Genomic DNA, 24486 nt, shown 5'->3' on the forward strand with positions numbered 1-24486 from the left:
AAGCAATTCCCTTCAGGCAATCCCCGATTTTAGAGGGACAAAATGAACAGGCTCGAGCACGTTTTGTTTCAAACCGTGCACTGTTTTGTCGATTACGAGCAACATTTGCTGACCACCGGCCACCGCCATAGGGGCCACCAAGCGCCCCCCCACGGCCAATTGGTCGCACCAGGCCTGCGGCACCGAGTCGCCACCCGCCGCCGCAATGATGGCGGCGTAAGGGGCGCCCTTGGCATATCCAAGCATTCCATCGCCAAACAGCAGATGCACATTGGGCAAGCGAAAGGGGCGCAAATTGTCACGGGCTTTTTCATGCAGATTGCGCACACGCTCCAGCGTGTAGACCTCGCGGGCCAGCAGGCTCAGCACCGCCGCCTGGTAGCCACAGCCCGTGCCAATTTCCAGAACACGCCCCATCCCACCCGCGCGCGCACCTTCAGCACCCAGAAGCAACTCGCACATGCGGGCGACGATGCTGGGCTTGGAGATGGTCTGCCCCATGCCGATGGGCAAACTGGTGTCTTCGTAGGCTTGGTTACCCAAGGCGCTGTCGACAAAGCGATGGCGCTCCACCGCCCCCATGGCCTGCAGCACCTGGGGTGAAGAGATGCCTGCGGCTGCCAGCTTTTGCACCATGCGGGCACGCACCGCCGCAGAATCCAGCCCCGTGCCCACCGCCGTCGGCACAGTCACCCGGCCCGCCACGGGCAAGGCTGGTGCCGGGGGCTTGGCCGCCGGGGCGTTGGACGCCCCCGGCAATTTGGCAGGGAAACCTGGGCGCCGCTGCATCAGTGCCCGCCTCCGCCAGTACCGCCAGACTGCATGCGGGCCGCAGTTTGCGCCCAATACCCCAGGTGGTCGTGGTCTGTCAGGTCAACCTTCAAGGGCGTCATCGACACATGGCCCTGCGCCGTGGCATGGAAGTCCGTGCCCTCGGCATCGTCCTTGGCAGGCCCCGCGCCGCCGATCCAGTACATCACCTCGCCCCTGGGGCTTTCCTGTGTGATGACCCGCTCTGCAGCATGGCGACGCCCCAGGCGGCACAGCTTCAGGGGCTTCAGCGCTTGCAGCGGCATGTTGGGAATATTGACATTCAGCAGCCAAGGCGCTGCCGCCGAAGACGCCACAGGGGCCACCAAATTGCTGTGCAGCAACTGCGCCACGATCTCACGCGCCTTGGCGGCCGCTGCGTCAATCTCGCCCCAACCCTTGTCCACCTGTGAAAAAGCGATGGCCGGAATGCCGAACAGATAGCCCTCCATCGCCGCCCCCACGGTGCCCGAGTAAATGGTGTCATCCCCCATGTTGGCGCCGTTGTTGATGCCAGACACCACCAGATCGGGCCGGTAACCCAGCAACCCCGTGAGCGCAATGTGCACGCAATCTGCGGGGGTGCCATTCACGTAGCGGAACCCGTTGGCCGCCTTGTGCACGTACAGGGGGGAATGCAGGGTCAGCGCGTTCGACTTGGCACTGTTGTTGTGCTCTGGGGCCACCACCTCAACATCCGCCAGAGACTTGAGCGCCTCGTACAACGCCACAATTCCGGGCGCCTGGTAACCGTCGTCGTTGGAGATGAGAATTTTCATGGGGTACGGGTGCTGATTGCAGCGCATTGTAGGAGGGGTGCCCAAGAATGCCCCAAGTGGACATTCGCTGCTTTGGCGATACAGATCAACCCGGGCCCAACCATCCTGGCCACGAAGCGGCCGAGACCCGGGCCGGCGCCTGCCGAGGGTCTTTGCTGTCGGTTCCCGGGGGTCGCTCGTGGGACATCGCCCCACCCCGGCCCCACCTATCATCCGCGCCCATAACGACCCAAGGAGACAACCATGCACGCCTGGCTTTGCACCAACCCCACTGGCGTAGACGCGCTGGCCTGGACAGAACTGCCCACGCCCACCCCCAAAGCGGGCGAGGTGCTCATCGAGATCAAGGCCGCCAGCCTGAACTTCCCCGACCTGCTGATCGTGCAGAACAAATACCAGATGAAGCCACCGCTGCCGTTTGTGCCGGGCTCTGAGTACGCGGGCACCGTGGTGGCCGTGGGCGATGGCGTCAAGCACCTGCAGGTGGGGCAAAGCGTGGCCTGCCTCTCCGGCACCGGGGGCTTTGGCACCCACACCCTGGCGCCAGCGGCGCTGTGCATGCCACTGCCCGCAGGATTTCCGGCGGTGGACGCTGCGGCCTTCATCATGATTTACGCCACCTCGCACCACGCCTTGGTAGACCGCGCCCAACTCAAGGCGGGTGAAACCGTGCTGGTGCTGGGCGCCGCCGGGGGCGTGGGCACCGCAGCCATCCAGATTGCCAAAGCCATGGGCGCCCGGGTGATTGCGGCCGCCTCCAGCGATGAAAAGTGCGCGCTGTGCACCTCCATCGGGGCAGACGCCACCATCAACTACAGCAAAGAGAACCTGCGCGATGCCATCAAGGCCCTGACCGATGGCAAAGGCCCCGACGTGATCTACGACCCCGTGGGGGGCGACTTTGCCGAGCCCGCCTTCCGCTCCATCGCGTGGCGGGGCCGCTACCTGGTGGTGGGATTTGCCTCGGGGCCCATCCCAGCGCTGCCGTTCAACCTGGCGCTGCTCAAAGGCGCGTCCATCGTGGGCGTGTTCTGGGGCGACTTTGCCAAGCGCGAGCCCCAGGCCAATGCCGCCATGATGGCCGAGCTGGCCCAGTGGTACGGGCAGGGCAAGATCAAACCTGTGATCGACCGCACCATGCCCATGGCCGAGTTGCCCCAGGCTTACGCCCACATGGGCTCGCGGGGCGTCATGGGCAAACTGGTCATGGTCAACGGCTGACCGCCCACGGTGCCAGCCACCACGCCCCAGCCAGGGGCGTGCAGACGTCCCAAAGGCCACCAAAAGGCCACCGCGCCGCAGCGGGGCTGTGTCACACTCGGGCACCCTTGCTGTCCTTGATACTGGTGTTCGCACATGGCAGACCGTCAACCTTACGAAATCGCGCGCGAAACGCTCAAACAACTGGCCACCCGCCGGCTGGCCCCTACGCCAGACAACTACCTGGCCATTTACGACGAGATTGCCGGCACCCGTAGCAGCCAGCCTTTTCCTGACGCCCAGTTAAGCAGCATCCAGCGCCTGCTGCCGGCGCAAACGCCGCCCCAAAAGCGGCTGCTCACCCAGTTTGAAAAAGCCATTGCCAACAAAGACTGGTCAGCGCTGCAAAGCGTGATGGTGGGCTACGCCAACCTGGGACTGAGCCCTGTGGCCGCAACGCCCGCAGCCGCCCCAGAGGGCGCCACCAGTGGCGTGCTGCCCCCCGACTTTGCCGAGCTGCTGGCCCGCCTCATCGACAACACCCTGCCCGCCCTGGGCGAAGACGATGCGCGCGTGCACGACATGGCCGGGCAGCTCACCGGTTTTCTGCGCGAACCTGCGCCGCCACTGTCCACCGTGCAACTCATGCTGGGCAACTTCACCTACCGCCTGTCGTTCGCCACCGAAGACCAGGCCGCCATCCGCGCCAGCCTGCTGCAATTGCTGCACATGGTGTTTGAGAACATTGCCGTGCTCAGCGTGGACGACCGCTGGCTGCGCGGGCAGGCCGAGGCGCTGATGGCTGCCTCGACCCCGCCGCTCACGCTGCGCCGCCTGGACGACGTGCAACTGCGCCTGAAGGACGTGATCTTCAAGCAGACCGAAGCCAAGGCCCGCACGGCCGAGGCCCAGGAGCAGATGAAGGACATGCTGGCCACCTTCATCGAGCGCCTGGCGCAGATGACGGCCTCCAGCACCACCTACCACGACACCATGGAGCGCTGCGCCGACCTGATCGGCAAGGCCAACAACCTCCAGGAAATCGCCCCGGTGCTCGAAGAGGTGATGACCGCCACCCGCGCCATGGCCCTGGACACCAAGCTCACCCACACCGAGCTGCAAGAGCTGCGCGAACGCACCGACGCCAAGCACGCCGAGGTGGCCAAGCTGCAGCAAGAGCTGGACCGTGCCAGCGCCCAGGCAAGGCACGACCCGCTGACCGGCACCCTCAACCGCAAAGGGCTGGACGAGGCCATGGAGCGCGAGGTGGCCCGTGCCCGCCGCCTGGGCAACCCCCTGTGCCTGGCGCTGCTGGACATCGACAACTTCAAGAACATCAATGACCGCCTGGGCCACACCGTGGGCGACGCGGCCCTGGTGCACCTGGCACAAGTCACCCGCGAAGTGATGCGCCCCCAGGACCTGCTGGCCCGCTACGGCGGCGAAGAATTCGTGCTACTGCTGCCCGACACCAACGTGGACAGCGGCGTGGCCGCCATGACGCGGCTGCAACGCGAGCTGACCACGCGCTTTTTCTTGCAGGGCAGCGAAAAAATCCTCATCACCTTCAGCGCGGGCGTGGCCCAACTGCACGACAGTGAAACCAGCGTAGACGCCCTCAAGCGGGCCGACCAGAGCATGTACCTGGCCAAACGCTCGGGCAAAAACCGGGTGATGGCCGCTTGAGGATGAAGCCCCCTGAGTCGCCTGCGGTGCCTTCCCCCACCGGGGGACGCCGCCAGCGCACGGAGCGAAGCCGACATTGGCATGTCGGGGCGGCCCTTGCGCGGCGGCTGCGCGCCCCGGGGGCCTGCAAGTGGGCGCTGCGGATCGGGAACGGCTGCAAGGCGCAAAACGCAGCAATAGCCATCGCTATTGCGAGTATTTGCAACGACGCAGACCGCCCGAGACCGCAGATGCACACGGCGTAGCGATTCGTGCAGAGGCCCACTAGCCGCGCCTTTTTGAAGCGCTGCGCACCACGATCACCGCCCCTGAAGCTGCAAGCGGAGCCAGTAAAGTAAGGGAACAAAACAACCTCGCAGCTGCCATGCCCCCCAAGCAGAGACGACTCTTTTTGCAGCGCGCCGCCTTCGCTGCAGCCGCCACCACCCTGCCCCGCTGGGCCTGGCTGCAAACCGCGCACCTGACGGGCGACCCCTTTGCCCTGGGGGTGGCCAGTGGCGACCCGGCCCCTGATGGCGTGGTGCTGTGGACGCGCCTCATCGCTCCGCCCGGCCAGCCCCTGCCCGAACAAACGGTGCACTGGGAAGTCGCCCACGACGAGGGCTTTCAACGCATCGTGCAAAAAGGCCAGGCCACCGCCAGCCCTGAGCGGGGCCACAGCGTGCATGTGGAGGTGCAGGGGCTGGAGCCCGCCCGGTGGTACCACTACCGCTTTTTGCTGGGGCAGGCCACCAGCGCCACCGGGCGCACCCGCACCGCACCGGCGGCTGACGCCCTGGTGGCCAGGCTGCGCGTGGCCTTTGCCTCCTGCCAGCGCTGGGAGCACGGCCACTACGCCGCCTGGCGCCACCTGTGCGCCGATCAGCCGGAGCTGGTGCTCTTTTTGGGCGACTACATCTACGAATACGCCACCCCCAAAAACACCGAGGGGCTGGCACGCACCCACAGCCTGCGCCACGCCACCACACTGGCCGATTACCGCGACCGCTACGCCCTGCACAAAAGCGACCCCGCCCTGCAAGCCGCCCACGCTGCCTGCCCCTGGGCTGTGACCTGGGACGACCACGAGGTGCAAAACGACTACGCGGGCACCAGCAATGGCCAGGGCGATGCCACCGCTTTCTTGGCGCAGCGCGCCGCCGCGTGGCAGGCGTTCTACGAAAACATGCCTTTGCGCGCCAGCAGCCTGGTCGATGCACAGTTTGGGCAATTGCAGGTGTACCGCCGCCTGCGCTGGGGGCGGCTGGCCCAGCTGCACCTGCTGGACGACCGCCAATACCGCGCCCTGCAAGCCTGCCGCAAACCGGGTGCCAGCAACGCAGGCGCCGTGCGCCCAGGCGACTGCGCCGAGCTGGCCGACCCCGCCCGCAGCCTGCTGGGCCCTGCGCAAGAGCAATGGCTGGACGCCGGCCTGGCCGCCGACGCCCAAAGCGACCACACCCGCTGGAGCGTGCTGGCCCAGCAGACCCTGTTCTCGCCGCGCCACTACCCCAGCGGCCAAGTGGCTACCGATGGTTGGGACGGCTACCCTGCGGCACGCGAGCGCCTGCTGCAATCGGTACAGCGCCACCGGCCGCGCAACACCGTGCTGCTGGGCGGCGACATCCACCAGAACTATGTGTGCAATGTGCACGCCCCCGGTGCGGGCGCCAGCGGTGGCAGCCTGCCGGTGCTGGCCAGCGAGTTCTGCGGCACCTCCATCAGCTCGCGCGCGGGCACCACGCAAGACAAGGTGGATGCCATCGTCCGCCACAACCCCCATGTGCTGCTGGCCCGTTGCGAGCAACGCGGCTACGGTCTGGCCGACATCACCCCCACGCGCTGGACCACCACCTTGCGCGTGGTGGACAACCCGATGGACGCGGCCAGCACCGCCAGCACCCAGGCCCGCTTTGTGGTGGAAGACCGCAAGCCGGGGCCCGTGGTGGCGTAGGCCTGCGGTGCCAGGTGGCTTAAAATGCTATCAAATAAATAGCTGCCAGCGCTTATCAATCAAGCGCTAGGGGCCAAAATCATTGAAACCCCAGCCCCTCAAAGCCTGCCCAAGGCTGGTGCCAGGCGGCTGCGATGCTTCAGCACGGTGCTGTTGCGCAATTTTTAACAAAAAAGAGGGTTAGCTCTCACCGAATAAGCGCGAGCAGCTATCAAAACATGAGCAATCATGGCAAGATTGCCCGCTCTGGAGAGCCTGCCAACGATCTCGCAAGAGGTCGTGACCCGGTTCTTGCTGCCGCCTTGCGGCCCCTCCACCCTGTTACCCCGCACCACCATGCACACCACGCCCCGCCGCTTGCCCACACTGGCCCTGCCTTGCCCTCCTGCATTGCGCACCGCCTGCCTGGCGGCCACGCTGTGGGCGCTGGCGGGCTACAGCGCAGCAGGCAGCCTGCCAGCAGCCGCCAAGGCCGAGGTCAACGCCCTTCTCACCCGGCTGCAGGCGTCTGGCTGCGATTTCAACCGCAACGGCTCTTGGTACAGCGGCGCCGAGGCCAAGGCGCATTTGCTCAAAAAGCTGGACTACCTGGATGGCAAAAATGCGGTGCAGACCACCGAGCAGTTCATTGAACTGGGGGCGTCGTCCAGCAGCGCCAGTGGCAAGGCCTACCAGGTGCGCTGCGCCGGGGCGGCAGCAGTGGATGCCGGGCCCTGGCTCAAGGGTGAGCTCAAAGCCCTGCGCTCAGGCGCTGCGGCGCCGATGGTGCACTCCGCTCCTGCCGTTCCTGCAGCGCCTGCGGCCAAGTAAGCCCAACCGCTTCACACGTCGATCGCGCTGGCCGACCCGGCCTGTTTGCGCAGCTCAAACTTCTGGATCTTGCCCGTGCTGGTTTTGGGCAGCTCGCCAAACACCACGGCGCGGGGCACCTTGAAGCCCGCCAGGTGCTTTTTGCAGTGCGCCACGATGTCCTCGGGGGTGGCGGTGGCGCCCGCCTTCAGCTCCACAAAAGCGCAGGGGGTTTCGCCCCACTTGGTATCGGGCTTGGCCACCACAGCAGCGGCCAGCACGTCGGGGTGGCGGTAGAGCACGTCTTCAACTTCGATGGACGAGATGTTCTCGCCGCCCGAGATGATGATGTCCTTGCTGCGGTCTTTGATCTTGATGTAGCCGTCGGGGTACTGCACGGCCAAGTCACCGCTGTGGAACCACCCGCCACGAAAGGCGTCTTCGGTGGCCTTGGGGTTCTTCAGGTAGCCCTTCATGGCGATGTTGCCCTTGAACATGATCTCGCCCATGGTCTCGCCATCCCAGGGCACGGGCTGTAGGGTTTCCGGGTCCAGCACGCGCACATCGCGCTGCAGGTGGTAGCGCACGCCCTGGCGGGCGTTGAGGCGGGCGCGCTCGCCAATGTCCAGGGCATCCCACGCCTCGTGCTTGGCGCACACAGTGGCGGGGCCATACACCTCGGTCAGGCCGTACACGTGGGTCAAATCAAACCCCATCTTCTCCATGCCCTCGATCATCGAGGCCGGTGGCGCCGCGCCCGCCACCATGGCCTTGACGCCTGCGGGCACGCCCACCTTCATCGCGTCGGGGGCGTTGACCAGCAAGCCGTGCACGATGGGCGCGCCGCAGTAGTGCGTGACGCCGTGGGTGCGAATGGCGTCAAAAATCGCCTGTGCCTCCACGCGGCGCAGGCAAACGTTGACGCCCGCACGTGCCGCAATCGTCCACGGAAAGCACCAGCCGTTGCAGTGGAACATGGGCAGCGTCCACAAATACACGGCGTGCTTGGGCAGGTCCCACTCCAGCACGTTGCTGATGGCGTTGGTGGCCGCACCCCGGTGGTGGTAGACCACGCCTTTGGGGTTGCCGGTGGTGCCGCTGGTGTAGTTCAGGGCAATGGCGTCCCATTCATCGGCGGGCAGCTCCCAGGCAAACTGCGGGTCACCGCTGGCCACAAAGGCTTCGTAGTCTGGGCCTGGCAAGGTCTGGGCTGGTGCGCCGTACAGGTCGTCTTGCACCTGCACCACCAGCAGCGGGGCGGTGGACTGGCGCAGCGCCAGGGCCTTGGCCAGGGTGGTGGTGAACTCCGGGTCCACGATCACGGCCTTGGCCTCGCCGTGGTCCAGCATGAAGGCAATGGTTTCAGGGTCGAGCCGGGTGTTCAGCGCGTTGAGCACAGCCCCGGCCATGGGCACGCCAAAGTGGGCCTCGACCATGGGCGGGGTGTTGGGCAGCATCACGGCCACGGTGTCGTTTTTGCCGATGCCGCTGCGCTGCAAGGCGCTGGCCAGCTGACGGCAGCGGGCGTAGGTCTGCCCCCAGGTCTGGCGCTGCGCACCGTGCACGATGGCCAGGCGGTCGGGGTAGACCTCAGCTGCCCGCTCCAAGAACCCCAACGGGGACAAGGGCGCAAAGTTGGCCGGATTGCGCGGCAGGTGCTGGTCGTACGCAGAGGTCATCACATCCATCCTTGGGCAGAAAAACAGGTAATTTCCCATTACAGCCCCCCGGGCTGACAGCGCGCTGAAAGCGCCCTGGCCGCAATTTACGGCGCCCCGCCCGGGAAGCGCCACGCATGGGCGAAAATACCCCCGTGTCCATCCCCCAGTCGTTCATCCAAGAGTTGCTCTCGCGCGTCGACGTGGTCGATATCGTGGGCCGCTACGTGCAGCTCAAAAAAGGCGGCGCCAACTTCATGGGGCTGTGCCCCTTCCACGGGGAAAAGTCGCCCTCGTTCAGTGTCAGCCCCTCCAAGCAGTTCTACCACTGCTTTGGCTGCGGCAAGAACGGCAACGCCATCAGCTTCCTGATGGACCATGCGGGCATGGGCTTCATCGAGGCCGTGAACGACCTCGCCCAAAGCGTGGGCCTGCAGGTACCTGACGACGACATCTCCCCCCAGGAGCGCGAGCGCGCCGCTGCCGCACGGCAAAAGCAGGCCACGCTGACCGATGTGCTGGAAAAAGCCGCCGACGCCTACCGCCGCCACCTGCGCGAGTCGCAGCGCGCCATTGGCTACTTCAAGGGCCGGGGCGTGTCGGGCCATGTGGCCAAGCAATATGGCCTGGGCTACGCGCCCGAGGGCTGGCGCAGCCTGGCCAGCGTGTTCCCGGCGTACGACGACCCGCTGCTCGAAGAAAGCGGCCTGGTCATCGTCAACGATGAAGACGGCGGCAAGCGCTACGACCGCTTCCGCGACCGGGTGATGTTCCCGATCCGCAATGTCAAAGGCGAGTGCATTGGCTTTGGCGGGCGGGTGCTGGGCGACGACAAGCCCAAGTACCTGAACTCGCCCGAAACCCCGGTCTTCCACAAAGGGCGCGAGCTGTACGGCCTGTTTGAAGCCCGCACGCCCATCCGCGAGGCGGGCTATGCGCTGGTGACCGAGGGCTACATGGACGTGGTGGCGTTGGCGCAACTGGGCTTTCCCAACGCCGTGGCCACGCTGGGCACCGCTTGCACGCCCGAGCATGTACAAAAGCTGCTGCGCTTTACCGACGCCGTGGTGTTCAGCTTTGACGGCGATGCTGCCGGGCGCCGCGCCGCGCGCAAGGCACTCGATGGCGCCCTGCCCCACGCCACTGATACGCGCAGCATCAAGTTCTTGTTTTTGCCAGCAGAGCACGACCCCGACAGCTACGTGCGCGAGCACGGCGCCGATGCCTTCTCCCGCTGCATTGCCGAGGCAATGCCACTGAGCCGCTTCCTGATCGAAGCAGCCAGCGACGGCTGCGACCTGGCCACCGCCGAGGGCCGCGCCCACATGGCCAGCAACGCCCGCCCCCTGTGGTCTGCCCTGCCCGACGGCGTGTTGCGCCGCCAGCTGCTGGGCGAGCTGGCCCAGCTCACGCAACTGCCCGCCAACGACCTGGCGGCCTTGTGGAGCCAGGCATCGGCCCACGACACGCACCGCCGCGCCCCTGCTGGCGCGGGCGCAGGGCACGCTGCCCATGCACAGCCCCACCCCACCGACGATTCCCCGTGGGGCGCTGGCGCAGACGGCGCCCCACCCTGGCAAGGCAGCCACGATGCCGGTTACGACGCGAACTACGGCAGCGCCTATCCCTCTACCAGCGCGCCCTACCGCAAGAGCGGAGACTGGAAGGGCAAAGGCGACTGGAAAGGCAAGGGCCCTTGGAAAAAGCGCGACGACAGCCCCTGGCCGCCCCAGCCCCGCCTGCCCGCCACGCCCATGGCCAGCCGGGTGGACCATGCCGCACGGCTGCTGCTGTCGCACATGGGCTTTTTGGAGCATTTGGCGCAAGAAGACCACACCGCGCTGTGCGCCCAGCCTGCGCCGCACGGCCCCCTGTTTGCGTGGCTGGAGGCGCAGTTCCACGAGCATGGTCCCCAGCCCTGGGCCGTGCTGCGTGAAAGTCTGCGCGGGCACGAATGCGAGGCCGTGGCCGTGAAGGTCATGACTGGCGCCCATGCGCAAACCGAAGGCGACGAAGCCGAGCTGCGGTCTGAACTGACCGACCTGCTGGCCCGCATCCAGATCGAGCAGATCAAGGAACAGCTGCAATACGCCCTGGCCAGCGGCGACCTCAACCGCTGGCGCGAACTGGATGCGCGTTCGCGCGCCCTGAAAGCGGTGGTGGCGCCGCCAGCGCCCAAATAAGCGCGCCAAGCGCCTGCGCACAGCCCTGGCAGGGGCGGATCAGAACCGATACGGGGGCACCCCAAGCCCTGCGTGCAAGACCAAAAAGCCACATAACGGCCGCATCCGCGCCAATACGGCCGCAAAAGCACTTGAAATTCACCCCTCTTGGTATAATGTAGGGTTCATCGGCAAGAGCGACAGCAGCACCTCCGAGCCGGGCCCCCTGACACGCGCGCACCTCAGCGCGGATAGGCCCACTTATCGCAAGGACTGCACACCAAATGATCGCCCAGACATCTTGCCCCTGAGGGTCTCCCCTCAAAACGCCAAGCCGTACTGCTTTGGCGTTGCCACCCGCGCCGGGATCTGTGGCGTTCGTTAGCGTTTTCTTTGTGTCAGTTTTTGAATCTGAGGTTTTTCATGCCCGCTCAAAAGTCCGCGAAGCCGCCCAAGACTGCTCCAGACACCGCCGCCAAGGCTGTCTCCAAAACCGCTGCCAAAGCACCGGCCAAAGCCGCGCCCAAAAAGGCCGCTGCTGTTGCCGAGGCTGCGGACGCCAAGAAAGTGAAAAACGTGCCTGTGAAAAGTACTGCCGAGCTGATTAAAGCTGCTGATGAATTGCTGAAGAAGAAGCCTGCGCGCGCCAAGGCAGCCGCCGCGGCCACTGACGACGAAGAAGCCCCCAAGAAAAAGCCCGGCCGCCCTGCCAAGGCAGCAGCCGCTGGTGGCGAAGCCAAGGCCCCTGCCAAGCGTGGCCGCAAGCCCAAGGCCGCAGCTGCCAGCGATGACGTGGGCGACGACGCCGACCTGTCCGACATCGAAGCCGATCTGGAAGGCGAAGTCGAAGAGTCCACCGAAGCAGCAGCCACGGTCGAAAAGGTCAAGCCACTGCGCATGAAGATCAGCAAGGCCAAGGAACGCGCCTTGATGAAGGAATTCGGCCTGGACGAAACCGTCCTGTCCGAAGAAGACCTGCAAAAGCGCCGCTCGCGCCTGAAGACGCTGATCAAGCTGGGCAAGACACGCGGCTACCTCACGCACGTTGAAATCAACGACCACTTGCCCGACAAGCTGGTCGATGCCGAAACCCTCGAAGCCGTTATCACCACCCTGAACGACCTGGGCGTGGCGGTGTACGAGCAAACGCCTGACGCCGAAGCGCTGATCATCACGGACAACGCCCCCGCAGGCGCCACCGAAGAAGAAGCCGAAGAAGCCGCTGAAGCCGCGCTGTCCACCGTGGACTCGGAATTCGGCCGCACCACCGACCCCGTTCGCATGTACATGCGCGAAATGGGCACCGTGGAGCTGCTGACCCGCGAAGGCGAAATCGAAATCGCCAAGCGCATCGAAGGCGGCCTGATGGCCATGATGGAGGCGATCAGTGCATCGCCCGCCACCATTGCCGAAATCCTGAACATGGGCGAAGAGATCCGCGAAGGCAAGGTCGTCATCTCGACCATCGTGGACGGTTTCTCCAACCCCAATGAGGCCGACGACTATGTGGCCGAAGAAGACTTCGACGAGTTCGACGAAGCCGACGACGACGACGGCAAGGGCGGCTCCAAGGCGCTGACCAAGAAGCTCGAAGAGCTGAAGAAGCAGGCGCTGGAGCGCTTTGACAAGCTGCGCGAGCTGTTCGAGAAGATCCACAAGATCTATGACAAGGAAGGCTACGGCACCCCTGCCTACATGAAGGCCCAGGCCTCTTTGTCGGAAGAGCTGATGACCATCCGCTTCACCGCCAAGACCATCGAGAAGCTGTGCGACATGGTGCGCGGCCAGGTGGACGATGTGCGCAAGAAGGAGCGTGAGCTGCGCCGCATCATCGTGGACAAGTGCGGCATGCCCCAAGAGACGTTCATCAAGGACTTCCCACCCAACCTGCTGAACCTGCAGTGGGTCGAGAAGCAAGCCGCCGCTGGCAAGCCCTGGTCGTCCATCATTGCGCGCAACATCCCGCCCATCCAGGACCTGCAGCAAAAGCTGATGGACCTGCAGTCGCGCGTGGTCGTGCCGCTGACCGAGCTCAAGGGCATCAACAAGCGCATGAACGAAGGTGAAGCCACCTCGCGCGATGCCAAGAAGGAAATGATCGAGGCCAACCTGCGCCTCGTGATCTCGATTGCCAAGAAGTACACCAACCGTGGCCTGCAGTTCCTCGATTTGATCCAGGAAGGCAACATCGGCCTGATGAAGGCGGTGGACAAGTTCGAATACCGCCGCGGCTACAAGTTCTCGACCTACGCCACGTGGTGGATCCGCCAGGCCATCACCCGCTCGATCGCCGACCAGGCGCGCACCATCCGTATCCCGGTGCACATGATCGAGACGATCAACAAGATGAACCGCATCAGCCGCCAGCACTTGCAAGAGTTTGGCTTCGAGCCCGATGCGTCCATCCTGGCGGCCAAGATGGAGATCCCGGAAGACAAGATCCGCAAGATCATGAAGATCGCCAAGGAGCCGATCTCCATGGAAACACCAATCGGGGACGACGACGACAGCCACCTGGGCGACTTCATCGAGGACGGAGCCAACACCGCGCCTATCGAAGCCGCAATGCAGGCCGGCCTGCGCGACGTGGTCAAGGACATCCTCGATGGCCTGACCCCCCGCGAAGCCAAGGTGCTGCGCATGCGCTTCGGTATCGAAATGACCAGCGACCACACGCTGGAAGAAGTGGGCAAGCAGTTCGACGTGACCCGCGAGCGCATTCGCCAAATAGAAGCCAAGGCGCTGCGCAAGCTCAAGCACCCTTCGCGCTCGGACAAGCTGCGCAGCTTCATCGACTCGCTGTAAAGCGCTGCAAAGCTCGGTACAGGGCCCGCCAGCCGGTGTCCCTGCCCTAGTCATTGGGCCCCTAGCCCGCCGCCTTTGAACAGGCTGGCGGGCTTTTTCATTGGCGGGGTGGATTATTTAAACAAAATCAGGCCCTAGCGCAATCTAGATAAGCGCTATCTGCTATGTTTTTTATAGCAAATTGCCACACGATGCAGCGCCTGCGCTGAGGGCCTCTGTTCAATCCCCTCAATACACGTCGCGCCGGTAGCGCCCTTCGCGCAGCAAATGGTCCAGGGCGTCTGCCCCCAGAATCTGGCGCAGTGCGCTGTCTACCTCTTGGGCCATGCCCTGCAGGCTGCCGCACACGTACACCGCGGCGCCTTGCGCCACCCAGGCGCGCACGGTCTCGGCCTCGGCCGCCAGCAGGTGCTGCACGTACACGCGGGTAGGCTGGTCGCGCGAGAAGGCCACATCCAGCCGCTGCAGGGTGCCTTGCCGGTGCCAGCCCTCCAGCTCGGCCTGGTGGTGAAAGTCGTACGCGGTATTGCGCTCGCCAAACAGCAGCCAGTTGGGCCCGGCCCCCATGGCCGCCCGGGCACGCAGGTGGGCGCGCAGCCCGGCAAGCCCCGTGCCGTTGCCAATCAGGATCAGGGGGCGCTGGGCGTTGCCCTCCAACCGGAAGTTGCTGTGCGCACGCAGCCGCAGGGGTATGGCGGCCCCCACGGCCGCGCCCTGCGTGAGCCAGCCCGAGGCCAAGCCGAGCGAGCCATCGCCCCGCACCGCCTGGCGCACCAGCAAGTGGACGCTGCCATCGCTGGCGATGGAGGCCACCGAGTACTCGCGCGGGTGATCGGGGTCTTGCGGGGCGCGCACCTGCACCAGGTCGCCCGACTCCCATGCCACGGCAGCGCCTGCAAGGTCTGCGGGGGGCACCAGTTCGAGGTGAAACACCGCCCCGCCCGCGCTGCCGGGGTTCAGGTGCGTGCGGCCAGCCAGCACCCAGTCGGCAAACTCGGGCGCCTGCCAGGCGGGCAAATCGCTGACATAGGCCACCTGCCCCAGGTGGTGCTGCCACTGCTGCAGCGCCTGGGCATCGCCGTTGTCCATCTCCACGGTGTCAAACAGGCGCTTGGCCCCGCAGCGCTGCAGCCACGCGTCCACCTGGCGCCCAAAGCCGCAAAAGTGGGTGTACTTCCGGTCGCCCAGCGCCAGCAGGCCGTAGCGCAAGTGCGCCAGCTGCGGTGCGCTGGCCAGGGTGCGGCTGGCAAAGGCGGCGGCGTGGTCGGGCGGGTCGCCCTCGCCGCAGGTGCTGACCACCCACAGCGCGCATCGCGCCTGGGCCAGCGCCTCGGGGGTGAGCTGGTGCACGGGGCACAGTTGCACGGGCTCTCCGGCGGCGTGCAGCAGGCGGGCGGTTTCTTGCGCCAGCTCCTGGGCCTGGCCGGTCTGGCTGGCGTACACCACCAGCAGCGCATGGAGCCCCTCGCGGGCAGCGGCCAGCGACGCGGCTTGCGCCTGGGCCGCCTGGCGCTTGCGGCGCTCGCGCCACCACACGGCAGCGCACAAGGCGGCATACAGGGCCACCAGGCCTGCGGCGGCCATCCAGCGTGCAGCGCCCACCATCGCCATTTCACCCAAGAGCCCCATGGGGTTTTCCCAAAAAATCAAACCACCCGAGCGGGCGGGTCCAGCTGTTCAAAAGCAGCACTGGTGTGCACCACCAACCCTGCATCCGTGTGTTCGCACAGCAGCGCGGCAATGCCGTGGTGCTGCGCAAAGGCCAGCCCCTCGTGCGGCCCCAGCACCGTGAGCACCGTGGCCAGGGCATCGGCCTGCATGCATTCGGCATGCAGCACCGTGACGCTGCGGAGCCGGTGCAACACCGGCTCGCCCTTGCGCGGGTCCAGCGTGTGCGAGTAGCGGCGCCCGCCCAGCTCGAACGCATGCCAATGGTCCCCCGAGGTGGCCACGGCCCTATCGCACAGCGGCAGTACGCGGGGGGCAGCCCGTGGGGGCTGGCGCGCCCCATCGGCCACGCCCGCAATCTGCACCCGCCAGGGCTGCCCATCGGGGCGCTGGCCGCTGGCGCGCAACTCGCCGCCCACCTCCACCAAAAAATGTCCAAAGCCCAGGCGCTGCAGGGTGCGCGCCACCAGGTCCACCCCAAAGCCTTTGGCAATGCCGCTCAAATCCAGCTGCGCGCCGCCGGGCTGCAGCACGCGGCGCTCGGCCGGGCTCAGTTGCAGCCGATCAAAACCCACACGGGCCCGGGCCTCCTGCAACCGCTGCGGGTGGGGCAACTGGGCACGGTGGTCTGCCAAGGGGTTGGCACGCGGGCCAAAGCCCCAGGCGTCCACCAGCGGGCCCACGGTGGGGTCCCACGCGCCCTGGCTGGCGCGCGACCAGTGCAGCGCGCACGCCAGCACTTCCATGAACTCGGGCGATATCACCTGCCAAGCGCCCGCCTCCGCGCGGTTGAAGCGGCTGATTTCCGAGTCAGCCTCCCAGTGGCTCATCTGCTGCACCACGGTGTCCAGCGCCTGCTGCACCGCAGCCTGCACAGGCTCCAGTACCTCAAACCCCGGGTTGGCCAGGCGCACCGACCAGGTGGTACCCATGGTGGCGCCTGCCAGGGTGTGCAACGCCGCCGGATCGCGCGCGCGCAGCACTGCGGCCGGGCCCGCGGCATAGCCAGCGGCGGCAGAAGCCAAAGGTGCGGCCGGCAGGGCACCGGGCTGGCAACCGGCCCCGTAGCGCACGCGGATGCGCGGGGCCTGGGGTGTGGTGTGCTGGGCGTACAAGGTGTGCGGTGCGCTCAGGGCAACACTTCCAGGGTGCCGACGTACGACAGGCGGCGCTCCTTGGCCTGGGGCACCGAGGTCTTGTCGTCCTTCACATCGGCATCCACCCAGTACATACCAGCCGCTGGCCAGGTGATGCTGAACTGGCCCTGCGCATCGGTCTTGGCCTTGATCTCGCCGAGCTTGTCGCGGTAGCGCGAGCTGCCCGCCACCACAACAACCTCTACGCCTGCGGCAGGCTTGCCATCCACATGGAAGGCGAAGGTGGCCTTCTCGCCCTGGGCCAGGTCGTTGGGGTGCGTCACGGGCACCAGCTCCAGCCCCTTGCCGCTGGCCTTGACGGCACTGGGCTTGCCCACGGTGACATAGGTTTCCACCCGCCCGGCAGACTGGGTGACTTTCAAGTCTTGCGCATCGGCTGGCACTTCGGCAGCGAACTTGTCGGGGGTACCGCGCCAGCGCTTGGGCTGCCCGGCCTTGTCCTTGTAGGTGGCCATCAGGCCGCCATTGAGCACGGCCAGGCGGTAGGTGCCAGGCTGGGTCAGGTTCAGGTCAAACACGCTGCGCAGCCTGCCTTTGTGGGCGTTTTCAGGCGCCAGCGTGGAGCCATCGGGCGCAGTCACCACCAGGTTGTCCAAACCCAGCGGCACATGGTTGAAGAAGAACAGGTCGTTGGACACCGCAGCGTCCACCGTGATCCATTCCGCCTTGGACAGCACAGTGCTCGAAGGCAGCAGCCACACGTTGTGGGCCTGGGCGGCCGAAGCAGCCGCCATCAACAGCGCCACGCCAGCGGCCAGGTGCACCCACCGGGCGCGTGCAAGAACAGGAAATTTCATCAATGACTCCAGTTGAGCGAAGAGAGCGAATCAAAAAAAGGGGATGTGCCGGAGCGGCTCAGGGCTTCAGCTCCAGGGTGATCTCGCCCAGCTCGCTGCTGCCTGCGGCGCGCAGTTGCTGCGCCTTGGCCGCAGGCCAGGTGAAGGGCACCGACACCACCTCACGCCCACCTACCTCGCGGGCGGCTTCCACCACCAGCTTGTAGTTGCCTGCGGGCAGGGCGGCCAGCGGATTCTTGCCTTCGGTGAACTGCAGCTGGTGCTTGCCTGCGGGGCGTGTGGGGCTGGTCACGCCATCGATGGGCATCTCCAGATCGCGCCCAGCGCGGCGCCACCACTGGCGCATGTCCTTGAGCCACTTGGTGCCCGTGCCCTCGGCGTTCTTGAGCTTGACGTCGTACCAGACCGACAGGGTGGAGGCCACGGTGTTGTCCGCGCGCTCCAGCCAGATGGCCACATAGGGGCGGTGGTACTCGGCCACGTCCAGGCGGGGGATTTCCACCCCCACATTCAGCCCCGCCGCAAAGGCAGGGGCGCCCAGGCACGCGCCCAGGGCCACGGTGTAGCGCAGTTTGGATGGGGAAGGCTTCAGCATAGGCAGGCTTTCTTTCGTGAAAGTTCAGTGGATAAACAAGAGCGCCAGCAGCGCAGGCACCACCAGGCCCAGCCCCACCATGGGCCAGGTCCAGGGGCGGTTGCCCGCGTGCATCTTCAAAATGAACAGGCCCGTGAAAGAGAACACCAAGCAGGCCACGGCAAACAGGTCGATGAACCAATTCCAGGCCACTCCGGTGTTGCGGCCCTTGTGCAGATCGTTCAGGTAGGCAATCCAGCCCCGGTCGGTGCTTTCGTATTCGGCCTCGCCGTCTTGCAGCCCCAGGCGCAGCCAGGCATCGCCGCCGGGGCGCGGCAAGGAGACATAGACCTCGTCGTCAGCCCACTCGGCCTCGCGCCCGGCCAGCGAGACACCCCACTGCGCGTGGGCCCATTGCGCCAGCTCTGGCGGCACGGCAGAGCGCTTGCCCGCACTCTGGGCCCGCGCTGACAGCACCTGCTGCAACGCCTGCGGGGCCTGCGCCTGGGCTCGCAACACGCGGGGCTTGGATTCGATCTGCCCTGCATGGTTGAGCGTGATGCCCGTCACCGCAAACAGCAGCATGCCCAGCAGGCACAGGGCCGAGCTGACCCAGTGCCACTCGTGCAGGGTTTTGAGCCAAAAAGAGCGCCGCCGGTGGTCTTGTAACTTGGTCATGCCTGGGGAAAAAAGAACGCGAGGCCGCCCCAACCCGCCTTGGAGAGGCACAGCCCAAACCCGGCATTGTAGTTTTCAAAACGACAATCATTCTCATTTGCAAAAACTTTACACACCACATGACGCGCAACTAGGGGCCTTCTCACCGTGACCGCAATGGTAGTAACCCCTACAACCCAGACAGCAAACTGACAGCTTTGCAAGTCACGATTACATCCATTACAAAAACTTCCAGGCATGGGCCCGCTCGCCGGGCTGCATGACTTGGCGTGGCGCCGACTGCACCCACCGCAGAGCCTATGGAGACAACAAAGCAGGGCCCACAGACACCCCAACCGTTCGTTGTTTCATCGTTCGTTGTCTGGGTGCAGGCCATGAGCCCGCACCCGCTTCAGCCCACTACCCAAGGTTCCATGACCATGCAACGCAGACAGATCCTGGCGCGCAGCGCCGCAATGGCAGCCCTCCTGACCCCGCTGGCACCTGCCGCCCTGGCCCAGGCCACCGCGCCGCGCCCCGGCGCACCCGCCCCCAAGGCCGCCAAGGTGGCGGGCACGCTGCGCATCGTCATCCCAGCCAACCCCGGCGGCGGCTGGGACCAGACAGGCCGCGCACTGGGCGCCGCCCTCAAGGCCGTGGGCGCGGCCGACCAGGTGGAGTTTGAGAACATTGGCGGCAAGGGAGGCACCATCGGCCTGGCCAAATACGCAGAGAAGTACGGCAACGACGCCAACACCCTGCTGATGGGCGGCATGGTGATGGTGGGCGCTGTAGCCCTGCAAAAGCCCGCCGTGGACATGGGGCACATCCAGCCCATTGCCCGACTGACCAGCGACTACCTGGTCACGGCGGTGCCAGCCTCGTCCCCCATCAAGAGCGGCAAGGACCTGGCCGAAGCCATGCGCGGCGACCTGCCTGCCCTGCCCGTGGCCGGGGGTTCCGCCGGTGGTGTGGACCACATCTACGCCGGTGTGCTGGCGCGCGCCGCCAAGGCCAAGCCCGAAACCTTGGTGTACCGCCCGTTTGCCAGCGGCCCAGAGGTGGTGGAGTCGCTGCTCAAAGGCGATGCCGCCGTGGGCATCTCGGGCTACAGCGAGTTCAGTGATGCCCTGGCAGCGGGCAAACTGCGGGCCATCGGCGTATCGGCGCGGCGCAATGCGTTTGGCATCCCGGCCTTCAAAGACCAGGGCATTGACGCCGTCATGGCCAACTGGCGCGGCGTGTTCACCGGCAAGGGCGTGAGCCCCGCCCGCACCGCAGAACTGCTGGCGGCGGTAGAGCAAGCCACCCACCACGAAAGCTGGCTGCAAACGCTCAAGCAAAACCGCTGGGAAGCCTCCTGGCTGGCGGGCAAGGACCTGACCGAGTTCATGGAACTGGACCTGACCACCGCACGCGTGATGGTGTACCTGCTCAAGCTCAAGGCCTGAGCCCACTCTCCAGCCCCCTGACTCAGCCCACTGCGGGGTCTGGGTCCGCACGGCCCATCCGGCGGGTGTTGTAAGCCGCCCTCACCCAACACGCCCCCCGCACAGCCCCGCTTGCGGGGCGCCGTCGCCCTCGGCACACTGGATTCAGCCCAGGTGCTTTTCTGGATGGCTGCACAGCCAGGCAGGCTGTGCCCATGCCAGAGGGGCCTGGAGCCGCAGTGCATCCCATTTTTGACCCGCCCTGACCCGCGAGGCTTTTTATGAAAATGTCCCACTTCTCCATTGGTGCACGCATGGCGGGAGCGCTTGGGCTGGTGCTGGCGCTGTTGATTGGTGCCGCACTCTTTGGCATTGCCGCGCTGTACAAAACCCTGGGCACCTACGACAGCACCGTGCTGCAACGTGTGGCGCAAGAACGCGCCGTGAGCCGCATGGAAAGCGAGTTCAAAACCCAGGTGCTGGAGTGGAAGAACACCCTGCTGCGCGGCGAAGATGCCCGCAAGCGCGAGCTGCACTGGGGCGCCTTCCAGGCCAGCGAGAAGCGCGTGGCCGAGGCCGCAAAGGCACTGGAGCCCCAGCTGACCGATCCGCAAGAAAAGGCAGCGCTGCAGAAGTTCACCGAGGCGCACACGCAGATGGCCCAGGGCTACCGCAAGGGGTTTGAAGTGTTCCAGTCGCTCGGGTTTGTGCCTTCCGCAGGCGATGCCGATGTGGCCGACATCGACCAGGGCCCGGCCAAGCTGCTCACCGCACTGAGCGAGCAAGTGGCCAGCAGCAGCGCCGCCATTGCACAAGAAGCCGCGCAGGACGCACGCCGCGCGCTGGTCAGCAGCCTGGTGGCGCTGGCGCTGGTCACAGGGCTGGGCGTGGCGGCCGGGCTGGTGCTCACCCGCTCGGTGGTGCGGCCGCTGCGCGAGGCGGTGGCTGTGGCGCACAAGGTGGCTGCGGGCGACCTGACATCGACCATTGCACTGGAGGGCCAAGACGAGCCCGCCCGGCTGCTGCAAGCCCTCAAGGCCATGCAAGAGAACCTGGAGAACGTGGTGTCTGGCGTGCGCAGCAGCGCCGAGAGCGTGGCCAGCGCCAGCGCCGAAATTGCCCAGGGCAACGCCGACCTGAGCATGCGCACGGAAGAGCAAGCCTCGTCCCTGGACGAGACCGCTTCGTCCATGCAGCAGCTGCAACAAACCGTGCAGCAAAACGCCGCCAACGCCCAGCGCGCCAGCGAACTGGCCCGCAACGGCTCGGCCGTGGCCGAGCGCGGCGGCGCCGTGGTAGAGCAGATGGTGCAGGTGGTGCAAGGCATCCAGGAAAGCTCGCGCCGCATCGCCGACATCATTGGCGTGATCGACTCGATTGCTTTTCAGACCAACATCCTGGCGCTGAACGCCGCCGTGGAAGCCGCCCGAGCAGGCGAACAAGGCCGGGGCTTTGCCGTGGTGGCCAGCGAGGTGCGCAACCTGGCCACCCGCAGCGCCAGCGCCGCGCAAGAGATCAAGACCCTGATCCAGACCAGCGTGGAGCGCGTGCAGGCAGGCTCGGCCCTGGCCCAGAACGCGGGCGGCACCATGGCCGAGGTAGTGGCCTCCATTCGTGGGGTGAGCGAGCTGATGCAGGAGATCAGCCACGCCAGCAGCGACCAGACCAACGACATGCAGCGCGTGACCCAGGCCATCGTGCGCATGGACGAGGCCACCCAGCAGAATGCCGCCCTGGTGGAAGAAAGCGCGGCCGCCGCAGGCAGCCTGAGCGGCCAGGCCAGCGAGCTGGTGCAGGCGGTGGCGGTGTTCCGCGTGCGGCAACAGGGCTCCCACGCACCGGCCTTGTTGCGTTGAGAGCAACGCCCAAATGCTCACATATTCATAGCTTCCAGCGCTTTACTATCAAGCGCTAGCGGGCAAAAACACCCTTAACCCCGCCTCAATCCACCTTCACGTTGGCGGCTTTCACCACCTGCGCCATGCGCGCCGCCTCCGTGCGGAAGAAGGCGGCAGCGGCATCGGGCGGGGTGAGCTTGATGTCGTAGCCCTGGGCGATGAGGGCATCGCGCGCCTCGGGCATGTCCATGGCGGCCTTGAAGCCGTTGAACAGGCGGGCCAGCTCCGCCTTGGGCAGACCGGTGGGCGCCACAGGGGCGATCCAGCCGTCCAACTCGTACGCGGGCAAACCTTGCTCTGCAATGGTGGGCACGCCGGGCAGCGAGGCCACGCGCGTGGCCGTGGTCACGCCCAGGGCGCGCAGTGATCCCGACTTGATGTGCGCGGCCGCTGGCGCCACGGCCACCACCGCCAGCTGCACCTGGCCGCCCAGCACGTCGTTCATCAGCGGGCCCATGCCCTTGTAGGGAATGTGCTGGATGGCGACCTTGGCCTGGTCCACAAACATGGCAGCCCCCAGATGCAGGATGGTGCCGTTGCCCGACGAGCCGTAGTTGAGCACCCCGGGCTTGGTCTTGGCGTAGGCGATCAGCTCCTGCACATTTTTGGCAGGCACCGACGGGTGGGCCACCAGCACAAACGGCGTGGCGCCCAGGATGGTGATGGGCGTGATATCGGCCAGCGAATCGAACGGGATGTTCTTGTACACGCTGGGGTTGACCACATGGTTGTTCGACACCACCCCGATCACCGAGCCGTCTTTGGGTGCACGCACGATCTGAGCGGTGCCGGTGATGCCGCCCGCGCCGGGCAGGTTTTCAATCACCACCGGCTGGCCCAGTGCCTTGGCCAGGCTGTTGCTGATGGCGCGGATGGCGCCATCGGCCCCCGAGCCTGCAGACAGCGGCAAGATGATGCGCAATGGCCGGTCGCCCAGGCTTTGCGCCCGCACCAGGCCCGGGCGGGTGATGGCGGCAGCGCCCAAGGCGGCGGCCCCCAGCCACAGCGCCTGACGACGGGTGGGGGATGCCAAAGATGCCGGGGTGGTAGAGGGTGCAAGGGGGCCGCACAGGCCTGGGGCCATGGCTTTCGGGACATTCGGGGGCTGCTTCGTCATGGTGTTGTCTCCGTTGTGGTGGTCAATCCGCCGTGGGCCGCGCAGTCTGTTGCTGTGCTGGTCCCAGGCGGGGAAATTCAGGGCAATTTCAGGCAATTCGCGGCCACTCAGGCCACGGCGCCCGCCTGCTGCAGCGTCTGCACCTGCTCGGGCGTGTAGCCCATCTCCTGCATCAAAGCCGCCGTGTGCTGGCCCAGCACCGGGGGCTGCAGGCGCACGCCCAGGCGCTGGCCGTCCATGGCCAACGGGAGCAGCGTAGTGCGGGCGGTTTGCCCGGCGCGCTCGCCGTCGGGCAAGGTGATGTCGGCCAGGCCGCCAGTGGCATTGAGGTGCGGGTCGTCCAGCAACTGCTCGGGCCGCGAAATGGGGGCAAACGGCAGGCCGTGCTTTTCAAAAATGGCGGCCAATTCCGCCGCGCTGTGGACGGCCAGGCGCTGGCGCAGGTCGGGCATCAGCGTGGGGCGGGCGCGCACTCGGTCGTTGTTGGTAACGAGCTGCGGGTCGGCCTTCAGGTCGGCATAGCCCATGGCGTCGCAGAAGGTGAGCCACTGCGCATCGCTCACGGCGGCCAGGAAGATCTGCTCGCCCTCTTTGACCGTGAACACGTCGTACAGCGCCCACGAGGAGATGCGGTCGGGCATGGGGGCGGCGGGCTTGCCGGTCACGGCGTACTGCATCATGTGCTGGCCGACCAGGAAGACGTTGTTTTCGAACAGGGCCGAGTCCACCTCTTGCCCGCGCCCGGTGATGCCGCGCTGCATCAGCGCCGCCATGGCGCCAATCGCGCCAAACATGCCGCCCATGATGTCGTTGACGCTGCTGCCCGCGCGCAGCGGGTCGCCGGGGCGGCCGGTCATGTAGGCCAGGCCGCCCATCATCTGCACCACTTCATCGAGCGCAGTGCGGTGCTCGTACGGCCCAGCCAGAAAGCCGGTGTGGTTCACGTAGATGAGCCGGGGGTTGAGCTGCGACAGCGCTGCGTAATCCAGGCCGTACTTGGTCATTACGCCGGGCTTGAAGTTTTGCGCCACCACGTCGGCCGATGCCGCCAGTTTGCGGGCCACCTCCAGCCCTTCGGGGTTGCGCAGGTCCAGCGCGATGCTTTTCTTGTTGCGGTTGAACATGGGAAAGAAGCCCGCACCAGCCCCCAACAGGTGGCGGGTGCGGTCGCCTTCCACGGGCTCGACCTTGATGACCTCGGCCCCCAGATCGCCCAGCACCATGCCGCAGGTGGGGCCCATGACCATGTGGGTGAACTCAACGACCCGCAGGCCCGCCAGGGGCAAGGGGCCCGCGGACGATTTGGGCGATTCGGACGGGGAAGAAGAAGTAGAGGTGGTGCTTGTCATGGGCGAACGATACAGAA

Annotated in this window: 18 protein-coding genes; 8 read left to right on the forward strand and 10 right to left on the reverse strand. The window is 66.1% G+C overall.

Annotation, left to right across the window (positions count from 1 at the left end; translation table 11 throughout):
* Positions 1 to 12: 12 nt before the first annotated feature.
* On the reverse strand, positions 13 to 789 hold the full coding sequence (locus tag CLU88_RS08840) for a protein-L-isoaspartate(D-aspartate) O-methyltransferase (protein WP_099656270.1): 777 nt from the start codon (positions 787 to 789) through the stop codon (positions 13 to 15).
* Positions 789 to 1589: a 5'/3'-nucleotidase SurE gene (gene surE / locus CLU88_RS08845; protein ID WP_099658742.1), complete on the reverse strand. Its 801-nt coding sequence runs from the start codon at positions 1587 to 1589 to the stop codon at positions 789 to 791. Before surE ends, CLU88_RS08840 begins: the two co-directional genes overlap by 1 nt.
* A 243-nt stretch (positions 1590 to 1832) precedes the next feature.
* Here surE and CLU88_RS08850 point away from each other — a divergent pair, with 243 nt between their 5' ends.
* The 4 genes from CLU88_RS08850 to CLU88_RS08865 all read left to right on the forward strand — a co-directional run bounded on the left by CLU88_RS08850 (position 1833) and on the right by CLU88_RS08865 (position 7218).
* Complete coding sequence (locus CLU88_RS08850) at positions 1833 to 2810, forward strand: NADPH:quinone oxidoreductase family protein (protein WP_099656271.1); 978 nt, start codon at positions 1833 to 1835, stop codon at positions 2808 to 2810.
* A 135-nt stretch (positions 2811 to 2945) separates the two neighbouring features.
* On the forward strand, positions 2946 to 4475 hold the full coding sequence (locus CLU88_RS08855; RefSeq protein ID WP_099656272.1) for a diguanylate cyclase: 1530 nt from the start codon (positions 2946 to 2948) through the stop codon (positions 4473 to 4475).
* A gap of 364 nt (positions 4476 to 4839) precedes the next feature.
* A complete protein-coding gene (locus CLU88_RS08860; RefSeq protein ID WP_099656273.1) occupies positions 4840 to 6408 on the forward strand; it encodes an alkaline phosphatase in 1569 nt (522 codons plus the stop codon).
* 228 nt (positions 6409 to 6636) lie between these two features.
* Positions 6637 to 7218, forward strand: a complete 582-nt coding sequence (locus CLU88_RS08865) for a DUF5329 domain-containing protein (RefSeq protein WP_233205410.1) — start codon at positions 6637 to 6639, stop codon at positions 7216 to 7218.
* Positions 7219 to 7229: 11 nt separating this feature from the next.
* On the opposite strand, the gene CLU88_RS08870 is transcribed toward CLU88_RS08865, so the two are convergent.
* Positions 7230 to 8876, reverse strand: a complete 1647-nt coding sequence (locus CLU88_RS08870) for an acyl-CoA synthetase (RefSeq protein WP_099658744.1) — start codon at positions 8874 to 8876, stop codon at positions 7230 to 7232.
* Positions 8877 to 8992: 116 nt separating this feature from the next.
* Here CLU88_RS08870 and dnaG point away from each other — a divergent pair, with 116 nt between their 5' ends.
* Together dnaG and rpoD are read left to right on the forward strand one after the other, a co-directional pair.
* Positions 8993 to 11038, forward strand: coding sequence for a DNA primase (gene dnaG / locus CLU88_RS08875; protein WP_233205411.1), 2046 nt, complete (start codon positions 8993 to 8995; stop codon positions 11036 to 11038).
* A gap of 402 nt (positions 11039 to 11440) precedes the next feature.
* On the forward strand, positions 11441 to 13822 hold the full coding sequence (rpoD, locus tag CLU88_RS08880; protein ID WP_099656274.1) for an RNA polymerase sigma factor RpoD: 2382 nt from the start codon (positions 11441 to 11443) through the stop codon (positions 13820 to 13822).
* A gap of 228 nt (positions 13823 to 14050) precedes the next feature.
* On the opposite strand, the gene CLU88_RS08885 is transcribed toward rpoD, so the two are convergent.
* The 5 genes from CLU88_RS08885 to CLU88_RS08905 are packed head-to-tail and all read right to left on the reverse strand — an operon-like array spanning position 14051 to position 18696.
* Entirely contained in the window at positions 14051 to 15451 is a 1401-nt protein-coding gene (locus tag CLU88_RS08885; protein ID WP_233205412.1) for a sulfite reductase subunit alpha, read from the reverse strand.
* 17 nt (positions 15452 to 15468) lie between these two features.
* Positions 15469 to 16569 (reverse strand): FAD:protein FMN transferase, encoded by a 1101-nt coding sequence (locus CLU88_RS08890; protein WP_369827690.1) that lies wholly within the window; start codon positions 16567 to 16569, stop codon positions 15469 to 15471.
* A gap of 50 nt (positions 16570 to 16619) precedes the next feature.
* On the reverse strand, positions 16620 to 17444 hold the full coding sequence (locus CLU88_RS08895; protein WP_099656275.1) for a DUF4198 domain-containing protein: 825 nt from the start codon (positions 17442 to 17444) through the stop codon (positions 16620 to 16622).
* 58 nt (positions 17445 to 17502) lie between these two features.
* Entirely contained in the window at positions 17503 to 18039 is a 537-nt protein-coding gene (locus CLU88_RS08900; RefSeq protein WP_099656276.1) for a DUF2271 domain-containing protein, read from the reverse strand.
* A 24-nt stretch (positions 18040 to 18063) separates the two neighbouring features.
* Positions 18064 to 18696: a PepSY-associated TM helix domain-containing protein gene (locus CLU88_RS08905; RefSeq protein WP_099656277.1), complete on the reverse strand. Its 633-nt coding sequence runs from the start codon at positions 18694 to 18696 to the stop codon at positions 18064 to 18066.
* A 419-nt stretch (positions 18697 to 19115) separates the two neighbouring features.
* Here CLU88_RS08905 and CLU88_RS08910 point away from each other — a divergent pair, with 419 nt between their 5' ends.
* Both CLU88_RS08910 and CLU88_RS08915 read left to right on the forward strand, forming a co-directional pair.
* Positions 19116 to 20126 (forward strand): tripartite tricarboxylate transporter substrate binding protein, encoded by a 1011-nt coding sequence (locus tag CLU88_RS08910; protein ID WP_369827618.1) that lies wholly within the window; start codon positions 19116 to 19118, stop codon positions 20124 to 20126.
* A gap of 260 nt (positions 20127 to 20386) precedes the next feature.
* Positions 20387 to 21961, forward strand: a complete 1575-nt coding sequence (locus CLU88_RS08915) for a methyl-accepting chemotaxis protein (RefSeq protein ID WP_099656279.1) — start codon at positions 20387 to 20389, stop codon at positions 21959 to 21961.
* A gap of 85 nt (positions 21962 to 22046) precedes the next feature.
* On the opposite strand, the gene CLU88_RS08920 is transcribed toward CLU88_RS08915, so the two are convergent.
* Positions 22047 to 23120: a tripartite tricarboxylate transporter substrate binding protein gene (locus CLU88_RS08920; RefSeq protein ID WP_233205413.1), complete on the reverse strand. Its 1074-nt coding sequence runs from the start codon at positions 23118 to 23120 to the stop codon at positions 22047 to 22049.
* A 107-nt stretch (positions 23121 to 23227) separates the two neighbouring features.
* Positions 23228 to 24469, reverse strand: a complete 1242-nt coding sequence (locus CLU88_RS08925) for a CaiB/BaiF CoA-transferase family protein (protein WP_099656281.1) — start codon at positions 24467 to 24469, stop codon at positions 23228 to 23230.
* Positions 24470 to 24486 lie beyond the last annotated feature (17 nt).

Source organism: Acidovorax sp. 56, from assembly GCF_002749705.1.
In the GTDB taxonomy this organism is placed as follows: Bacteria; Pseudomonadota; Gammaproteobacteria; order Burkholderiales; family Burkholderiaceae_C; genus Acidovorax.